An 18,081-nucleotide genomic window follows, 5' to 3' on the forward strand; every position below is an offset into this window, starting at 1 on the left:
GCTGCTTCGCCACCGTCGCGATAACGGTCGGCCCATTTCTTGGCTGTGGCCACCGAACATTGGAACCGCTCAGCCGCGCGCCGCAAACTCCAGCCCTGATCAACAACCGCCTGCGCAAGCCGCAACCCGTGCTGGCCGGTGCGATGGCGGCGGCGACGTCGTCGGCACCGAGGTGGAGGCGGCGGCCCATATGGTGGACGAGCAGGGCGACCAGGTCATTCGAACTCCACACCGACGCCTTGGGGATACCGGTCGTTCCCGACGAGGACATCACGTGTGCGGGCGCATCGGCGCTCGGCCGATGCTCGTCGAGCTCGCCGGCGGTCAGAGGCGCCGAGTTGGCTGCCAGCGATTCCAGCGAACCGCTTCGGGCGGTCAACACGTGTTTGAGGTCGGGCAGCCCGTCACGCAGCGTTTCCGCCAGGCCGACGTAGTCGAAGCCGCCGTTATCGTTGAGGACGATCAGCATCGAAGCCCGTACCGTGCCCAGCAGAGACCGCAGCTCGGCGCCGCGCCAGCCGGTGCTCACCGGCAGGAACAGCGCGCCGATCCTGTTGCACGCCAGGTGCAGTGCCGGCAGCAAAACGCAGCCGGGCAGGTGGATGGCGACCGGGTCGCCGGGCTCGACACCGTGATCGAGCAGGACCCGCGCAAGGCGCAGCGACAGGTCCCTGAGTTGGGCGTATGTCAGCTTTTCGCGGGAATCGATGACCGCAGTCTTTTCGGGATGCCGTTGTGCGTGGTCGTCGACGACGTCCGCGATCGTCTGGTCGCCCCACACGCCGATCTCACGGAAGCGGCCCGGGGCCGAGGCGGGCTGCATCCAAGGAATGTGGCGGTCGATCATATCGTGGCTCCTTCGCAGAGACTGTGTTGTGGACCTGAGTTGGGATGTCGACTGTGCGTGCCGGTGTCGGCGGGCTCCCGGGCGCACCACTCGATACGTGCGGGTCATCCTGGTGTTCGCCCGGCCGGGCTCGGGGTGCCGGCCGCGGCGTCCGTCGGGGCGTCGTGTGCCAGGGGGTGGGCGTGATCGAGCATGGCGGCCAGATCCGGGGTTTTGACCCGGGGGCTTCCTCGGCGCCGACCTGCTTGGATTTCGTGGGAGTCCAGCCGTAGCCATCCCGCCCAGTCCACGACGTTGACTGCGCGGTGCTCGAGCAGTTCGATGACCGTCCGGCGGTGGTCGTGTCTCGGCGGTGCGAGGCCGGGCAGGTCGGCCAGCAGGTTCTTGACGGTCTCGGCGGCGTCGGCTCGATTGGTGCCGATCACGCCACTGGGGCCGCGCTTGGCCCAACCGGTCACGTACTCGCCCGGCAGGAAATGGCCCTGTCCGTCCACTAGGCGGCCCCCTTGGTTGCGGATGGTTTGCGTACCGCTGTCGTAGGGCAAGTCGGCTACCGGACGCACCTGGTAGCCGACGGAATGCAGCACCAGGTTCACGTCGAGCACCTCGTACTGGCCTGAACCGCGCGCCTGGCCGTCGTCGGTCAGTTCGTTGCGTTCGACAACCAGGGCATTGACGTGGTCGTCGCCGAGGATAGCGACAGGGCTCCGGAGGAATCTCAGGTGCAGTCTCCTCGGTTTGCCCTGCAGCGGCCGATCCGCCCACTGCCGCAGCGTTGAGACCATGCGTTCGAGCTGGGGCCTTCCCAACAGCTCGGCTCGCTCGCTTTCGCTCAACGCCAATTCGGTCGGATCGATGATGAGATCGGCGTTGGACAGCTCGCCGAGTTCGCGAAGTTCGACCGGTGTGAATTTCATCTGCGCGGGGCCGCGTCGGCACAGCAGATAGATGTCGGTGATGGCGCTGGAGCCAAGTGCGGTGACGACCCGGTCGGGCACGTCGGTGGCGGCGATCTCCTCGGCGCTGCGCGCGAGCACTCGCGCGACATCGAGGGCGACGTTGCCGGCCCCCACCACGGCCACGCCCCGACCGTGCAGTGGGAAGTTGCGGTCGGCGGCGTCGGGATGTCCGGAATACCAGCCGACGAATTCTTTGGCCGCAAAGCTGCCCGGCAGGCGGCTACCGGGTACGTCCAGCACTCGGGCGTCTTCCGCGCCAAAAGCGTAGATGACGGCGTCGTAAAATCCTCGCAACTCGTGTCGGCTGATATCACGGCCGACAGAGACGTTCCCCAGAAAACGGACCGTGGCTGAATGGGCGGTGAAGGGTGCGCCCAGAACGCGGGCGACCGACTTGATCTTCTGGTTATCCGGCGCGACTCCGTACCGGACGAGCCCGAACGGCGAGGGCAGCCGTTCGAACACGTCTATCTTCACCGGGTGACCCGACTCCACAAGTTCGGTCACCGCGTACAGGCCGGCCGGCCCCGCACCCACCACAGCGATGCGTGCCGGTCCGCGGGCCTCGCCGCCGGGGGCGACGGTGTGCGTCACGCCGACCTCGGAGCGTGCTGACCGGTCTGGCTGCGCGTCAGAGCCGTACATCGATGTGGGGAACCGCATCGGAGGCTAATTGTCATCACGTTATTGAGGTACCTCTTCCCGTTCTCTTCTTCCCGTCCGGCGTACAAAACTCCTGGTCCGTGGCCAGTGAACTGGCAAGACTGCTTGCCGATGATCGGCGGTGCGACAGAATCCAGGAATCGTTTTCCTTGCCAGCGGTGTGGGTATGACCTATGATCATAGTGCTTAATGACATGAGTCACATCAACGATGACTTGTGTCAACACCGACAACGGCGACGGGGCCCTTCGATCGACACAACAGTCTGGGCAGCCGGCGTCGACGCGCGGATCAAGATCGATGTGATTAGGTCGACGAAGGGAGTTTCGTGAAGACTCGGGCAGCCGTGCTCCATGGGCAGAACGAGCAGTTCAAGGTGCAGGAGGTGGATCTCGACCCGCCGGGCCCGCACGAGGTGCGGGTGCGCCTGGCGGCGACCGGCCTCTGCCACAGCGACTACCACCTGGTGACAGGCGATCTTCCGATGCCGTATCCGGTGATCGGCGGCCACGAAGGGGCCGGGGTCATCGAAGAGGTCGGCGCCGAGGTCACGGCGGTCGAACCGGGCGATCATGTGGTGTTGTCGTTCATCCCCGCGTGTGGGCACTGCCGCTCGTGTGCGGTCGGACACTCCAACCTTTGCGACCTGGGTGCCAACATCCTGGCCGGTCCGCAGCTCGACGGGACCTACCGATTCCACGTGGGAGCGCAAGGCGCTGGCCAGATGTGCTTGCTGGGAACGTTTGCCGAGCACACCGTGGTGCCTGATGTTTCCGTCGTCAAGATCGATCGGAGCGTTCCGCTGCGCACCGCAGCCCTGATCGGGTGCGGCGTGCCCACCGGCTACGGGGCGGCAGTCAACAAGGCCAAGGTGCGGCCCGGTGAATCCGTGGTCGTCTGGGGCGCCGGGGGAATCGGCATGAACGCGATCCAGGGGGCCGCTACGTCGGGCGCCCGCGTCGTCGTGGCCGTCGAACCGGACGAGGCCAAGCGCAAACTCGCCTACGAAGTGTTCGGCGCGACACACGTCGTCGATCCGACCGCCGTCGACCCGGTCGACGCGGTGTTGGAGGCCACCTGGAACAGGGGGGCCGACGTGTCCATCGCCACGCCCGGCGTTCTGACCCAGGCGATCCTCGCACAAGCGCTGCAGGCGCTGGGGAAAGGCGGGCGGGCCGTCCTGGTCGCCGTGCCGCCCGCCGGCGCCGACCACCTACCCATCGCTCCCTTCGACGTTGTGATGTTCGAACGCCAGATCCTGGGCACCGTGTATGGCAGCAGCAACCCGTTCTCCGACATTCCCCAGCTGATCGACCTCTATCAATCCGGCAAATTGAAACTCGATGAGCTGGTGACCAACACCTACTCGCTTGATCAAATCAACGAGGGGTACGAGGCCATGCTCGCGGGTCGCAACATCCGCGGGTTGGTCATTCTGTCGGACGACTAGCAGCCCAAGTGGAGAGCTGATTCCGCCCTGCAGTGCAAAGTTGTCTCGGCCACGGCCGCGACGCAAAACCGATAGCCGTTCGTGAAGATTGGAGCGAATTCAACAATGACGACACAACAGCGCAACACCGATATCGATGACGAACGACCCACGCGGCTCAACGCCGAAGCGGCCGACAAGTTCATCGAGCATCTGAGCATGCACGACCGGGAGGTTCAACGCCACCGACTGGCGATCTACGACCGGATGCGTGAAGCATGCCCGGTCGGGCACTCCGTCGAACACGGCGGCCACACCCGAATACCGGCTGGATCCCGACAAGCCACCGGTGTGGCACACCGGTGACACCTGGGGTGTGAAGTCTTTGCCGGTGATCTTCGAGGCCAGGTCGTGACGAGTCCCGTGACCAGCAAATCCGCAGAGGTCACCGTCGATCTCAACCGGTGCATGGGCCATGCCCGCTGCCACTCACTGGCACCTGCGGTTTATGGCCTGGACGACGAAGGAAAGTCCGTCGTGATCGTCAATCCCGTTCCGCCAGAGTTGGTCAACGAAGCAGAGGAAGGCGCGCAGGCGTGCCCCGAACACGCGATCACAGTTCGCTACCACGATTGACAGCTCGTCACCAGCTGACCAAAACCGTCTTACAACCAGCAAAGCGAGACCCAAGATGACAATGACGGCACCGCTGAAATCCGATGTGCGATGGCGCTTCGAGCAATACATCGGCGGGACATGGCGTCCCTCCGTCAGTGGCAAACGCAGGCAGGTCATCGACCCGGCCACCGCGACCGTCGTCGGCGATGTCGCCGACGGAGGGATCGCCGACGTCGAGGCGGCGGTCGCGTGTGCCCGCACGGCCTTCGACGAGGGCCCCTGGGCCGGCCTGGACGTGCGAAGCAGGGTCCGAGCGCTGCAGCCAGCCATCGACTACCTGGTCGAAAACCAGGACGCCCTCCTGGAAGCGGAAATCGCCGAATGCGGATCTCCGATCAAGACGGCGAGCGCTCTGCACGTCGGATTCGCCTTGGCCCACAGCCAGTACTTCCTCGATATGGCCCCAAGCGTGCGTCTGGAGCAGCCATTGGGGTTCCATTCGCCGCCGTTTAGCGTCAGTCACGTCGTACGGGAACCCGAGGGCGTCGTCGCGGCCATCACCCCGTTCAACTTCCCGCTCTTGTTGGCCGTGTGGAAAGTCATTCCCGCACTGCTGATGGGCAACAGCGTCGTGCTCAAGCCCAACCCACGCACGCCGCTGTCGGCGATGCTACTGGCTGAAGCATTGTCGCGCACAGATCTTCCCCCCGGGCAATTCAACGTCGTCACCGGGGACGTCGAAGTGGGCCAATACCTCGTCGAAAGCGCTCTGGTGGACCATGTCACGTTCACCGGCAGCACCGGGGTCGGGCGGAGCGTCGCCGCCGGGGCTGCGCAAACGTTGAAGAACGTCACCCTAGAGCTCGGCGGAAAGTCGCCGTCAGTCATCCTGCCCGACGCTGACTTCGATCTCGTCGTCGACGGCGTGCTGTTCGGCGTCAACTTCTACGCCGGGCAGTGCTGTGAAGCGGGCAGCCGGGTCTTCGTGCCACGCGGGCGCGAAGAGGAACTCATCGACCGGCTGGTGCGGCGGGCCGCCACGATCAGACTCGGAGACACGCGCAACCCGCAGACCGACCTCGGCCCGGTGATCTCGGCCGAGAAAGCCGCCGAGCTGGAGCGCGTCGTCAATGACGCCGCGGCCGCCGGCGCCACAGTGGCGTGTGGTGGTCGTCGTGCCGACATCGGCGACGGCTACTTCTTCCAGCCGACAGTGATCCACAACGTCAACAACGACATGCCGATCGCCCGTCAGGAGCTTTTCGGCCCCGTGCTGTCGGTCATCGGGTACGACTCCGTCGACGACGCGGTGCGCCTGGCCAACGACACGATATACGGCTTGGCAGCGACGGTGTGGTCCACCAACATGGTCAACGCCTACGAAATCAGCCGCCGGTTACGCGCCGGCACGGTCTGGATCAATGACCACCACCAGTTGCGCCCCGACGCACCGTTCGGCGGATACCGGCAAAGCGGCATCGGCCGCGAACTCGGAGACGACGGATTCCTCGATTTCACCGAAGCCAAACACATCTACATGAGCCTGACGAATGATCGCCAGTCGCGCTTCTGGTCCCTAATCCTGCCCGCTGAGGAATAGGAGCGGGGGCCGCCCACCGCCTAGCGTCGCCGACCGCGGTGCAGGTGTCGCTTCCCGCTGGCCCGGTCGACCAACACCTCGTCGGCCAATCATCGTCAGCAACCGCTTCGCCTCGTCCGCGCCAATTCGCTACCCGGCCCTGCAGCGTGTTAACCGCTGTTAGCATTGCTGTTGGCCGCGGTGGGACCACGCGAGTTCAGGGCACAAGCAGGCGACGCCGGCCCATGTGGTTTCACCCAAGAGGAAGGGGCACGGTGAGCGGAGCGATCGTTACTCAACGGACTCGGGGAAGCGAACGTCGTGAGCGGATTCTGGCCGCGGCCGCCGAGCTCATCGCCGAGCGGGGATATCACGCCGTGTCGATGACGGATCTCGGTGTGGCGGCTGGAATCGTGGGACCGGGAATCTACCGGCATTTCGACAGCAAGGCCGCCGTGCTCGCGTCGCTGTTCGAGCGGGTGATCGACGCGCTGCTGGAGCGGGCCTCGACCATCGTGGACCAGGCTCGTGATGAGCGTGAGGCGTTGACTGGGCTGGTCGCCGACCATGTCTCGCTGGTGATCAACGATCGGGAGCTGGCGATTGTCTATTACCGCGAGTTGCATAACTTGTCCGATGAGCAGCGGCGCCGCCTGCGACGTAAGCAGCGACTGTATCTCGAGGAATGGGTGCACGTGGTCGCGGAGTTGCGGCCGGAGCTTGATGAGGCCGACGTCCGCGCGGTCGTACATGGTGCGATCGGCGCGATCCAGTCGATCCTTCACTACCGCGACACCGGCCTGCCCCCCGAGCGGGTCGCTGCCCGTCTGGCCGCCATGGGTTACGCGGTGCTCGGCATAGCAGCCAGCGACGACCTGCCCAGGATTGTGAACGATGACTAACATTTGTGCGTGTGACGGTGTGCGTCGGGACCGCGACAGGAGGAACACAGCCATGGCCGAGGCGCCGGGGGCCGTTCAGCGGCAGGCCTGGGTCGACGGCGTGTTGCCGCCGGTCGAGCAGGTGCGACCGGGATTGTGGTCGATCCCGGTGCCAATCCCGGACAATCCGTTGCGATACGTGCTGGTGTATGCGTTCGAGCTGCCTGACGGGGTCGCCATCGTCGACGCCGGCTGGGACACCGAGGAAGCGTGGACGGCCCTCGTCGAGGGACTGTCCAAGGCCGGATGCGACATCACCGACGTCTCTGCGGTGCTGATCACGCACGTCCACCCCGACCACTACGGATTGGCTGGGCGGGTGCGCGAGCATTCCGGAGCATGGGTCGGGGTGCACCCGGCCGATGCCGCGGTGTTGCCCACCCGCTACGGCGAGGTAGAACCTCTCGTGGCGAGTATGCGGGACCTCTTGGTGGACTGCGGGGTGCCCGAGGTCGAGTTGGACGAACTGAGCTCGGCGTCGCTTGGAATCCGGCAGTTCGTCCGGCAGGCCGAACCGGACCGGTTCATCGACGATGGCGATCGTCTCCCGTTGCCGGGCTGGAACCTGCGCGCGATCTGGACGCCCGGCCATTCGCCCGGGCATCTCTGCTTCGCCGAGCCCGACCGCAGGCTGATGCTGACCGGCGATTGTGTGTTGCCGCGGATCACCCCGAACATCTCCGTGCATCCCCAGCAAGCCGCCAATCCCCTCGCCGACTTCCTCGCCTCGCTGGCCAAACTGCGTGGATATCAACCCGACGAGGTGCTTCCCGCCCACGAATACCGCTTCGACGCGTTCACAACCAGGCTGGACGAACTTTTCGCCCATCACCGCACGCGCCTTGGTGAGATCGAACGCGCGGTGGCCGACTGCCCTGGGGCAACCTGCTGGCAGATCACCACCCGCCTGGGGTGGTCGCGGCCCTGGGCTCAGGTACCCAACTTCATGCGCCGGGCCGCCAACGGTGAAACACTGGCCCATCTGGCGCTCTTGGCGGCAGAGCACCGCGTAGAACCGATGCGTGACACCGTCACCACATGGTGGCCGAAGCAGTGACCCGCGATCCTGTATCCGACGGCCTCGACATTGCGCCTTCAGGCACCGCCCATGTCCGTGGCTGTGCCGTCAGCTCCGACAACACCACAGGCGTGAGGCCGACGGCCGATGTACCGTGTCGCTTCGATGTGCGGGATCTGGCCCGCTCTGGCTACCCGTAGTCGGCGACCACGACGGTGCGGTCGAAACTGTTCTCCGACCACACGCCGATGTGAGTGTGGGCGCAATCGGACATGATGGCGAGATATGCCGCGTTGTCATACCACCGGCTAATCAACTCCACACCGCTGATCGCTAGGGCCGGATTGATCGCCACCGTTTCGGCCACCCGACCCTGGAAACCGGCTGCGTCGGCGCGGTCTTGCGGCGTCGAACCGTCAGACCCGATATCACCGTTGAGGTCGCGATTGTTCAGCACATCCCGGGCGTGCCATTCGGCGGCACGTTGCAGTTGCGGGATGATCGTGACGTCGTTGGTGCAGCCTGCCTGGTGCTGAATGGTGTACACGTTGGCGACCACCGCGTCGTTGAGTCGTTTGTTGTCGCCGTGTGCGATCGGCATGCCAACCACAGCACCGACGGCGACGACCACCACGGCCGGCACGGTCAACAGCAAATGCCGCATGTTCATCTCCTCGACGTCAGCCGTCATCTCTAGGCGGCGGCCAGTCGTGTGCAGCCGAGTTCCTCAGGCGCCAGATCAACGCCGGGCAGAGTTCGTTGACCGACTGGGTGATCAGATAGGAGGCCTGATAGTCGTCGGCGGTGTGGAAATCAGCCTGCAGATCGCCGATAAGCTGCCCGTAGCCTTCGCCGCCGGACAGCTTGTCGCAAATGCCGTAACCGTAGCCTAAGGCCGCGTCGGCGTTCGGAAAGCCGTAGCCGGGCCGCACGGTCACGTTGACCAGATAGGCCACCGGGTCGGCATGAGCGTGAGGTGCCTGCGCAGTTGCCACACCGAGCCCTGCCGCCCAGCACATCGCCATGCATACGGTCTGAATGTTGCGCGGCGCTGTGAATCGAACCCCGATCATGTTGTCAAATCGGCTCGAATTGGGAAATGAGCCATCGGCCATCGTGTTTGTCCAGCGTCACTCGCACGCATGAGGTGGTGCTGGTGGGTGCGTCCGTGCCGACGATGACGGTCTGGTTGACAAAAACAAGGACGACCGCGTGGTTCGCGGTGGCCGACACCGACGCCGCGGCCGGAACGTTGGCGACCGCGGAGATCTGTTTTTGCTTCGCCCCGGGGATCACCACGTCATGTGTTAGCGAGGCATAGGAATCCTTGAATTGTCCTGTCAGTCGGTTTTGGGCGGCGGTCAGATCCTTCTCGGCGGTGTCGGGCTTGTAGGACAGCATCGTGATTGTTCCGTCGGTGGCGGCCCGCACGGACTCGACGCTGGCAAGCTGGGCCTCACGCAGGGAACCGACCTGCCATTTCAGCCCGCCGGCGGCCGCGGCCAGCAGCAGCGCGAGGCCGGGCAGCATCCCGTAGGCGAGCACACGTGACCAGCGGATGCTTCGTTTCATCGTAGCCGGCGTGTGCTCGCAGTCGTCCTCGGTCGCGGTGGGTGTTTCCTGGGCCGAGTCGGTGTCGGTGGGATCGCCGGTACGACGCGATTTCGGCCACCTCACGGCACGAACTCCACGTTAGACACCTTGGGCTGATCGCCGACTTGCTGCACGAAGATGCGCATCCGCCAGGCCCGTGGCCGTTGGTCGGGCACAGCGGCATTCGTCGTCTTGACGGTCACGGCGACGAGCACCTGGGCGGTGCCCGCGGTCTTCGACTCCAGCGCGGCCTCGGTGACCGTGCCGATGGTGGTCGATTTGGTCTGTTTGACCACGGCGATGAACGGCTGTGATCGCTTCGTGAAGTCGTCGTAGAACTGCCCGGTTGCCCCGTCGATGATGCGGCGCACATCGGCGTCGGCGTTCTGCCAATCGATCGTCGTCAGGTTCAGCGCCGCCTGCCTGCCCACCTGCACATACGCATTTCGCTCGGTCTGCGCCTCGTGCAGGTGGTGGAGACGAAATCCCAGCCATCCCGCCAGCGTCGCCAGCGCGATGACGACGGCCACCCCTACCAGCATCGCGGCCCGCAGCGGCGAGCGGGTCGTCCTCGGCTCGCCCGGGGGTGCGGTGTGTGTGTCCTTGCCGTCGGGTCCGCTGCTGGCGTCTTCGGCGGTGCCGGCATCGCCGCCATGCGTCGGTTCAGCACCGATCGGCGCGGACGCGGCGCGTTCATCCGGCATGAGCGTCGAGGTGCGGCCGGCGGTTCTCAGCTGCCCGGTGGTGTCAGCATCGTCTGCCACGTCTTCTCCTTCGGGCCGGTCTGCGCGAGGTCGGATTGGGTGTATTGCTGGCCATCGGGTCCGATGTAGGTGCCCGTGGCGGGGTCGTACTGGGCGGCCGCTACCGGTGGTGGGGGTGGGCTCACGGCAGCGGGAGGCGGCGCTCCGGTCGGCGGTGATCCGGGAGCTCCCTGGGGGATGTCCTGCCCGGACAGGGTGGCGTTGGGGTCGCCCTTCCAGTTGAAGCCGTCGTTGAGCGGCACATACTGCTCGTCGCTTTCGCACATTCGCACCGTGGGTGCGCGTTTGCCGGGGACGGTCTCGCAGGGGATGTTGCGCGCTCCGCGGACGTTGAACGGTGAATCTTGGGGCACCCGGCAGTACACGTCGCCGGCGGGACGCTCCGGGCTGTCCTCGAAGGACGGTGGACGCCGTTGCTGGGTGGGTAGGAATCCGGTGGTGCAGGCCGGTGGGAGGTTGATGTTGAGGTTGAAGCTGATCCACTCGCCACGGTAGTCCTGCTTGGTGTTGGCGTTGGCGACGACACTTCCGCCGCGGATCGCTGCGGCTTGCGGCAGCAGCACGAGGAGTTGTTCGAGGTCGTTTCGGTAGGTGAGGGCGACCTGGCCGACGCTGACCAGGTTGGCCAGCAGGATCGGCAAGGTCGGCTGGAACCGCTCGAAGAGTTGTCGCACCTCGCCGGCGGCGGGGCCGCCGTGGTCGATGATTCCGGCCACCGCGTTGTCATGGGTTTGCAGTTCGGCGGTGACCGTGGCCAGGTTGGCCGCCCATGCCTGGATCGCATCGGAGGTATCGGTCTGCGAGTCGAGCACCGGCTGGGACTGGTCGATCAGCGACGTCAGTGAGTCGAGGTTGGCGCGGGCGTCGATCGACAGCCGGGTGGAGGCCCTGACCAGCCGGGCCAGTTCTGGGCCCAGCCCGCCGACGGCGGTGTATGCCTCGTCTACGGCGGTGTTGAGGTTATCCCGCGGTATCGCCCGCAAGCCGGTGTTGACGGCGGTGAGCAGCTTGTTGATGTCAGGTGGCACGGAGGCGTCCCGCAGCGGGATGACGTCGCCGTTCTTTAGCGGCGGTGCGGTGTCACTGCGGGGCAGCAGGTCGACATATTGTTCACCGATCGCCGACTGGCTGTGTACCTCAGCTTTGACGTCGGAGGGGATGTCGATGCCGGATTTGAGCGACAGCACCGCGGCCACACCGGTGTCGGTGAGGTGCACCGACTGCACCCGCCCCACTTCGGTGCCGCGGTAGGTGACGTTGCCGGTCGCATACAGCCCGCCGGTCTGCGGCAATTCCATCGTCACCGTGTACCGGCCGACACCGAAGAGCTTGGCCGGCAGCTTCATGACGTGCAGCGTCATCAACGAGATCACGACGACGGCAAGCACCGTCAAGATGGCCAGCTGAACCTTCACGCGTTTGTGCAAATACATTTAGCGTCCCTGGTCCCAGCGGTACGGAATGATCAGCGGGTTGGATTGGGTGTAGGGGCTCGGGAGTTGCCCGATGGTGCGGCCCCATTGCAGCTCCAGCTCGGTGAGGTTGCCCTCCCAGCGCGTACCGGTGAAGAGCGCAGAGTCGATGCGGCTGAGCGTGAGGTCAACGATCAGGCTGAGGTTGCCGTAGTCGCCGCGCATCCACTTCTCGACGGTTTCGTTGGGGAACGGATAGGTCGTGTAGAGGCTGAGCGCACGTGTCAGGCTGGGGCCGGCGTTGGCCAGCGCTTCCAACACCGGCCCGATGTCCTTGAGTTCCTTGACCAGATTTTCTTTGGTCTGGTTGACCGTGTCGACGGTCAGTGCGCTGAACTTGCCGAGCTGATCGGCGGCCTCGATGAGGTTGTCCCGCTCGCTGTTGAGCTCGGCCAGCGCATCGGGGATTTTGCGCAGCGCGGTGTCGAGAACGGGTTTGTTGTCGGCGAACTTGCCGACCAGGGTGTTGAGGCTGTCCGTGGCCGCGATGATGTCACCGGTCTGGTCATTGGTGAGGGTGGCGAATTTGTCGAGTTGCTCGATCATGCTGCGCAGGTCGTGTTCACGCCCCCGGAACGCGGTGGAAAACGCCCGGGTGATGTCCTGGACTTGGCCCAGTCCGCCGCCGTTGAGCAGCATGGAGATCGCGGCCAGGGTCTGTTCGGTGGTCGGGTAGGCTCCCCCGCGCGCCAACGGGATCAGCGATCCGTCACGCAGTTTGCCGTCCGGTGGCGCGTCCGCTGGCGGGGCGAGCTCGACGTGCAGCGAACCCAGCAGGCTGGTTTGGCCGAGCTTGGCGGTCGCGTTGGCGGGCAGGTCGACGTCGCCGTTGAGCCGCATGCTCACCAGGGCATGCCAGCCTTGACGCTCGATTCTCGTCACGGTGCCGACGGTCACGTCACCGACCTGCACGCGGGAGTTCGGTTGGATATTGCTGACCTCGGGCATCTGCGCCTGCACGACGAAGGAACCCGGCCCGGCGCCCTCGGTGCCGGGCAGTGCAAGCGAGTTCAGCCCGCGCCAGCCGCAGCCGGGCAGCCCGGCCAGCGTGAGGATGATGAGCAGTTTCACCGCGACGCGGGAGGATTGTCGCGCTGTCATGAGCCGCCTCCGGGGGGGACCATGAGGCCGGGGAGGCCATCGGATGGGTTGGTGGTGACCGGCGTGGGCGGCGCGGCGGCATCCGGCGCAGCAGCCTCGGCGGCCAGCGGCGCAGGCTCGGGCGGGTGGGGCGCGGCCGCCTCGACGGGGGGCGGCACGTAGTCGGGTCGCATCCAGTCCTCGCTGTAGGTGACCTCGTTGGGCCGTGCCGATGCCCCGACGATGAGGTTTTCGCCCAGTGGCGGGAAGTTGTACTGGCGGTTCTTCACGATCGGTGCGAGGTACTGCACGCACAGTTTCGCCGCCTGTTCGGCGCCGAGACGGGAGGCCGCTTGGATCGCGCCGCACAGGAAACTGATCGGGTCGGCGAAGTTGTTGACCGCGATGGCGCCGGTCATCGTACCGCCGGCCGGTTCGTAGATGAAGATGAAGTTCTGCAGCGTCGAGGGCAGGATGTGCAGGGTTTGTTTGATGTCGTCGAGGCTGTCGACCATCGCCGTGGTGACCGAGGCCAACTTGTCCGAGGTGGTGCCCAGCGCATCGCGATTCTCCGCAACGAAACTCTGCACATCGGCGACCACGTCGTTGAGCATCCCGGCCGCCCGACCGACCTTGTCCGGATCGTCGGCCAACAACCCTGTGACGGCGGCCAGGTTCTCATTGAGCTGTCCGAGCAGGCCACTGCTGTCGTGCAACGCCGACACCAGCGTCGCCAGGTTTTTCAGGGTGGAGAAGATGTCGTCGCTGTGGTCGCCGAGGGCCGACAACGCCTGCGACAGTTTGACGACGGTGTCGCGGATGTTCGCACCTTGGCCGCGCAGGTTGGCGGCCGCGGTGTTGATGAACGCGCCCAGCGTGCTGACGCCTCCGGGCTGGGTGGGCCGCAGCAGTTCGGTCAGCCGCTCAACCTGCGCCCGGAAGTCGTCCCACTCGACCGGGACCGCGGTGCGGTCCTGCGGGATCACCGCGCCGTCGCGCATCACGGGTCCGCCGGTGTAGGCGGGGGTCAGCTGGATGGCGCGCCCGGTCACCAGTTGAGGCGACAGGATGACCGCCTTGGCGTCGGCGGGAACCGAATATTTGCGGTCGATCCAGAAGGTGACCTTGACCCGCTGCGGCTGCGGTTCGATCGTGGCGACGCGCCCGACGGGCACACCCAGGATCCGCACATCGTCGCCGGCGAACAGGCCGTTGCTGTTCTGGAAGAAGGCGACCACCGTGGTCTTGGCCGCCGCGCCGGTGCGGCCGAGGGCGACGAATAGCCCGCTGACGAGCACCGCCACGAGGACGGTCGCGGCGGCTGCGCGGATGAGACGCGCCCTGGTCATGGCTGTCCTCCGGGTTGTGCGGGCACCTCACCCGGTGCTGGCACGTAGACCGGGGAGGGTGTCGGCTCGGGTGTGTTTTGCACGCCGGGCGGCGGCGGTGCGGGCGGTCCGGGCGGGGGTCCACCTGGCGGCGGGGCCGGCGGGGGCTCCCGGTACGGATAGCGCGGATCACCCGGCTTGCCCGTGATCGCGTCGGGCAGCGTCAATCTGGGTTCGCCGCCCTGCCCGGTCCGCGGGTAGGGCACCGGCAGCGCCGGGGTTGCGGGCTGGCCGGTGGGGGGGTCGATACGCTCGGAGGGCAGCACGGTGGCCGGGTCGAGCCCGAGATCGGAGAACGCAGCGTCGACGAAGGGCTGCACGAACTGGCCCGGGAGCAGGTTCGCCAGGTATGCCTTGAAGAACGGCCCCGATGAGACGGCTTCGCCCAGCGAAAGCGCGTAGGCGTTGAGCCGCTTGATCGCATCCTGGATGCGCTCTTTGCGGTTATCCACGATGGCCAGCACCCCGTTGAGCTTCTCCAGCGCCGGCCGCAGTTGCTGCCGGTTCTCGGCGATGAACCCCTTCAGTTGCTGGGCGACCGCCGAGATGTTGTTCCAGATCTGATCGATTGCGCTGCTTTGGGTTCGGAGCTCAACCAACAGGGCATTGGTGCTCTTGACCAGGGTGACGATCTGATCGGTGCGCTGGGCCAGTACCGTTGTGGCTTTTCTGGCGTTGGCGAGCAGGTTGCGCAGTTGCGCGTCGCGTTCGTTGAGTGTCTGGGAGAACCGGGCAACCCCTTGCACCGCGTTCCTCAGCTCTGGTGCGGTGCCGGAAAAAGTCTGCGCCAGGGTGGCCAGCGAGTCCGACAGCTGGTCGGTGTTCAGCCCGCTGATCGTGGTGGCCAGGTCGCCGAGGGCGTCGGGCAGCTGGTAGGGCGACACCGTCCGCTCGATCGGGATGGTGGTGGTGAGCTCGCCGTCCCCGCGGGATATGACGTCGAGCACCTTGCTGCCCAGCAGGCTCTTGGTCTTTATCGCCGCCTCGGTGCGATCGCCCAGAAAGATCTTCCTGTCGACGCTGAACGTGACGAGCACGCGTGCCCCGTCGAGTTCCATGCTGGACACTTTTCCCGCGGGAAAACCGGAGACATCGACCGAGGCACCGGTGTGCAGCCCGCCGGCGTCGGCGAAATAGGCCGAATACTCGTTGGCCTGGTTCAGGAAGGGGAGTTTCTGGAAGTTGAGCGCGGCAAGGACGATGGCCGCGACGGCTGCGACGCCGATGGCCCCGATCAGCGGGGTATTGCGTTCGGAGAAGGATTTCATTTCGGCGCACACCGCCCCGTGCTTTGTCCGGCCACCTTGACATACACCGGCTGCCCGCCCTTTCCGTTGAGCTTCAGGATCAAGTCGCACAGGTAGAAGCTGAAGAAGTCGCCGTAAATCCCTTGCCGCGCCAGCGCCTTGTACTTGTCTGGCAGCGTATTTAGGAGGTTGTCGAAGTAGTCGTGATCGGCGACCACGATCCCAGCGGCGCGGTCGGTCTCGTGCACAACTTTCTGGAACGGCTCCCTGACCTGCGTGAGCAGATCGGCCACCGAACCGGCGGCCGCGTTGGTGTGGGCCACTGCGTTAGCGATGTCCTTCTTGCGGCCGGCCAGCCCGTCGATCAGGCCCGACAGCGAGGTGACCGCCTTGTCGAGCTGGTCTGACTGGTCACCCAGTGACCCCAGCACCACGTTGAGGTTGGTGATGACCTGCCCGAACAGCTGATCGCGGTCCGCCAGTGTGTTGGTCAATACCGCGGCCTGGTTCAGAAATGATCCGATCGCGGAGCCTTCGCCCTGAAACGCTTGGATCAGCTGGCCGGTGAGGGCGTTGACCTGATCTGGGTCCAGCGCGCGAAACAGCGGCCGGAAGCCGCCGATCACCGCATCGAGGTCCAGCGCGGGTTCGGTGCGGGCCAGCGGAATCATGTCACCGGGCTGCAATGTCTTGACCCCCCCGGCGCCTTCCTCAAGTGCTAGGTAGCGGTCGCCGAACAGGTTGTCGTACCTGATCACCGCGCGGCTTCCCTCGGTCAGGACGACCGAGTTCTCGGCGGAGAATTCGACTCGTACGGTGGAGTCCCGGTTCACCGAGATGCTGCGCACCTTGCCGACCTCCACCCCGGCGATGCGGACGAGGCTGCCCTTTCTCATATTGGACACGTTGCTGAACTGGGCGAAGTAGGTCTTGCCCACGTCGAACCGGAATTCCGCGAAGACCGCCAGCAGGGCGAACGTGCCGAGGGCACAAACCGACAGGAAGACGGCCAGGCGCCAAATGGTGCCCTTCAGCTGTTTGCTCACACTCTCTCCTGTTCCCTGTCGTTCACGGTCGGGTCACCCGGGCGGCGGCACGGGAGCCGGTATGGCCGCGGTCGGGGCCGTGCCTGGTGTCGGTGGTGGCGGCGGCGGGGGTGGCACCCCGGGCCACAGGGGTGTTCCGCCCGGTCCGTACAGCGGCGCCCCGTAGGGCGGCGCCCCCGGGTAGGGAACCGGGCCGGGCGCCGGCCCGGGCAGGCAGGGCCGGATGCTCGGGGGTTCCGGGACGGCGCGGGTGACCGGGAAGAAGTCGACCCAGCAGGGGTGTCCGATGCCGGGGTTGGGCCGCCAGTCCAGGCCTGTCCCCCAGCCGACGTTGGTGATCAACTGTCGCACCGGCCAGTTCTTGGTCGGGTCGGGCATCGAGCCGCATCCCGGCTTTCCGCCGGGGCCGCCCTTGGCGGCGACGATGGGCAGATTGTCCGGATAGAGAAACGGGTCGTTACCGAACATGAGCGCCGCATCGAACTGGGCCGACCGCCCGTCGGCACCCGCCCACGCCGTGTAGCCGCCGTTGTTGAGGTACCACGTCGCGCCCTGCAGCGCACAGGCGTAACTGGGACTGTACTGCAGCAGCAGGTCCGTCGTCGGCTGGAGAACCTCCACCGACCGGACGAGATTGTCTTTGCTCGCACCGAGCAGGTTGATCCCGGCGGTGGACATGCCGGTGACGTTGAGCAGCAACGCGTCCAGCGCTTCTGCGTGATCCACGATGGTCGTGCTGGTGGTGCTGGCCGCATTCAGAACCGCCACGATGTCCTCTGCGGCACTGCTGTAGGTGTCGTTGAAGCTCTTGAACGAGCGCCAGTCTTGGCGGAGGGTGTCGCTGCGGGCGTTGAGCGCCAGCAACACCTGGTTGAGGTCGGTGGTGGCCTCACCGATGCGTTCGCCTTGTCCGCGCACGGCCTCTGCCACCGCGGTCAGCACGGCGTTCAACTTGGCCGGGTCGATAACCCCGATCAAATCGACGATGTTCTCGAACACGGTGTTGATCTCCGTGGCGACGTTGATCGAGCGCAGCACCGCGCCGGCGGCAAGCCGCTGGACACTCGGGTGCTCCGGCGGGATCAGCTCGACGAACTTGGCGCCGAACGCCGTGGTGGCGTTGATCTGCGCCTCGACGTTGGCGGGGATGTACCGGATTTGATCCGGCTCAATCTCCAACGTGAGGCTCACGGAGTTCTTGCCAGCGGTGATCTGGGCGACGCGGCCGACCTGAACACCGCGCATCTTCACTTTCGCGCCGGTCTCCATCACCACACCCGCGCGATCAGACGTCAGCGTCACCGGCACAAAGGACCTGAAGGTGCCGGCAAAGGTGCTCGAAGTCACGAAGACAAACGCGGCGATCGCCACAAACAGAATCAGCGTCCACCACGCGGAGTGGAACCGGTTCTCACCCGGCCTGGGATTCATCCCCGG

17 protein-coding genes and 2 pseudogenes are annotated in these 18,081 nt (G+C 65.7%); 6 read left to right on the plus strand and 13 right to left on the minus strand.

Features of this window, described 5'->3' with window-relative positions; translation table 11 throughout:
• From BKG60_RS31925 to BKG60_RS07550, 3 genes and pseudogenes are all read right to left on the minus strand, one after another.
• Positions 1–125 (minus strand): helix-turn-helix domain-containing protein (locus BKG60_RS31925; protein ID WP_165617844.1); only part of this gene is annotated, 125 nt, incomplete at its 3' end.
• A 50-nt stretch (positions 126–175) separates the two neighbouring features.
• Positions 176–955 (minus strand): annotated as a pseudogene (locus tag BKG60_RS32365) (AMP-binding protein); the annotation flags it as partial.
• Positions 952–2,469, minus strand: coding sequence for an FAD-dependent oxidoreductase (locus BKG60_RS07550; protein WP_198419699.1), 1,518 nt, complete (start codon positions 2,467–2,469; stop codon positions 952–954). The gene BKG60_RS07550 and the pseudogene BKG60_RS32365, both read right to left, overlap by 4 nt.
• 328 nt (positions 2,470–2,797) lie before the next feature.
• On the opposite strand from BKG60_RS07550, the gene BKG60_RS07555 reads away from it, so the two are divergent.
• The 6 genes from BKG60_RS07555 to BKG60_RS07580 all read left to right on the plus strand — a co-directional run bounded on the left by BKG60_RS07555 (position 2,798) and on the right by BKG60_RS07580 (position 8,093).
• The gene (locus BKG60_RS07555; protein ID WP_047040138.1) at positions 2,798–3,919 is read left to right on the plus strand and encodes an NDMA-dependent alcohol dehydrogenase; all 1,122 of its coding nucleotides are present in this window, start codon (positions 2,798–2,800) and stop codon (positions 3,917–3,919) included.
• A gap of 105 nt (positions 3,920–4,024) precedes the next feature.
• Positions 4,025–4,264: a hypothetical protein gene (locus BKG60_RS07560; protein WP_064895177.1), complete on the plus strand. Its 240-nt coding sequence runs from the start codon at positions 4,025–4,027 to the stop codon at positions 4,262–4,264.
• A 57-nt stretch (positions 4,265–4,321) separates the two neighbouring features.
• Positions 4,322–4,534: a ferredoxin gene (locus BKG60_RS07565; RefSeq protein ID WP_064895175.1), complete on the plus strand. Its 213-nt coding sequence runs from the start codon at positions 4,322–4,324 to the stop codon at positions 4,532–4,534.
• A gap of 61 nt (positions 4,535–4,595) precedes the next feature.
• Positions 4,596–6,116, plus strand: coding sequence for an aldehyde dehydrogenase family protein (locus BKG60_RS07570; protein ID WP_047040141.1), 1,521 nt, complete (start codon positions 4,596–4,598; stop codon positions 6,114–6,116).
• 254 nt (positions 6,117–6,370) lie between these two features.
• Positions 6,371–6,997, plus strand: coding sequence for a TetR/AcrR family transcriptional regulator (locus BKG60_RS07575; RefSeq protein ID WP_232530502.1), 627 nt, complete (start codon positions 6,371–6,373; stop codon positions 6,995–6,997).
• A gap of 52 nt (positions 6,998–7,049) precedes the next feature.
• Entirely contained in the window at positions 7,050–8,093 is a 1,044-nt protein-coding gene (locus BKG60_RS07580) for an MBL fold metallo-hydrolase (RefSeq protein WP_047040146.1), read from the plus strand.
• Positions 8,094–8,247: 154 nt separating this feature from the next.
• Here BKG60_RS07580 and BKG60_RS07590 read toward each other — a convergent pair.
• From BKG60_RS07590 to BKG60_RS07635, 10 genes and pseudogenes are all read right to left on the minus strand, one after another.
• Positions 8,248–8,655: pseudogene (locus BKG60_RS07590) on the minus strand (CAP domain-containing protein); the annotation flags it as partial.
• 79 nt (positions 8,656–8,734) lie between these two features.
• Positions 8,735–9,079: a DUF732 domain-containing protein gene (locus tag BKG60_RS07595; RefSeq protein WP_047040178.1), complete on the minus strand. Its 345-nt coding sequence runs from the start codon at positions 9,077–9,079 to the stop codon at positions 8,735–8,737.
• Between the two features lie 52 nt (positions 9,080–9,131).
• Positions 9,132–9,731, minus strand: a complete 600-nt coding sequence (locus tag BKG60_RS07600; RefSeq protein ID WP_232530501.1) for a hypothetical protein — start codon at positions 9,729–9,731, stop codon at positions 9,132–9,134.
• Positions 9,728–10,411: a hypothetical protein gene (locus tag BKG60_RS07605; RefSeq protein ID WP_047040148.1), complete on the minus strand. Its 684-nt coding sequence runs from the start codon at positions 10,409–10,411 to the stop codon at positions 9,728–9,730. Before BKG60_RS07605 ends, BKG60_RS07600 begins: the two co-directional genes overlap by 4 nt.
• Complete coding sequence (locus BKG60_RS07610; RefSeq protein ID WP_047040150.1) at positions 10,378–11,844, minus strand: MCE family protein; 1,467 nt, start codon at positions 11,842–11,844, stop codon at positions 10,378–10,380. Before BKG60_RS07610 ends, BKG60_RS07605 begins: the two co-directional genes overlap by 34 nt.
• A complete protein-coding gene (locus tag BKG60_RS07615; protein WP_047040152.1) occupies positions 11,845–12,984 on the minus strand; it encodes a virulence factor Mce family protein in 1,140 nt (379 codons plus the stop codon).
• The gene (locus BKG60_RS07620) at positions 12,981–14,312 is read right to left on the minus strand and encodes a virulence factor Mce family protein (RefSeq protein WP_047040154.1); all 1,332 of its coding nucleotides are present in this window, start codon (positions 14,310–14,312) and stop codon (positions 12,981–12,983) included. Before BKG60_RS07620 ends, BKG60_RS07615 begins: the two co-directional genes overlap by 4 nt.
• Positions 14,309–15,619: an MCE family protein gene (locus tag BKG60_RS07625; protein WP_047328217.1), complete on the minus strand. Its 1,311-nt coding sequence runs from the start codon at positions 15,617–15,619 to the stop codon at positions 14,309–14,311. The genes BKG60_RS07620 and BKG60_RS07625 overlap by 4 nt, the downstream gene beginning before the upstream one ends.
• Entirely contained in the window at positions 15,616–16,644 is a 1,029-nt protein-coding gene (locus BKG60_RS07630) for a virulence factor Mce family protein (RefSeq protein ID WP_047040659.1), read from the minus strand. Before BKG60_RS07630 ends, BKG60_RS07625 begins: the two co-directional genes overlap by 4 nt.
• Positions 16,645–16,677: 33 nt before the next feature.
• Complete coding sequence (locus BKG60_RS07635; protein ID WP_047040657.1) at positions 16,678–18,075, minus strand: MCE family protein; 1,398 nt, start codon at positions 18,073–18,075, stop codon at positions 16,678–16,680.
• Positions 18,076–18,081 lie beyond the last annotated feature (6 nt).

Origin of the sequence: Mycobacterium syngnathidarum (genome assembly GCF_001942625.1) — a bacterium.
GTDB classification, from domain to species: domain Bacteria; phylum Actinomycetota; class Actinomycetes; order Mycobacteriales; family Mycobacteriaceae; genus Mycobacterium; species Mycobacterium syngnathidarum.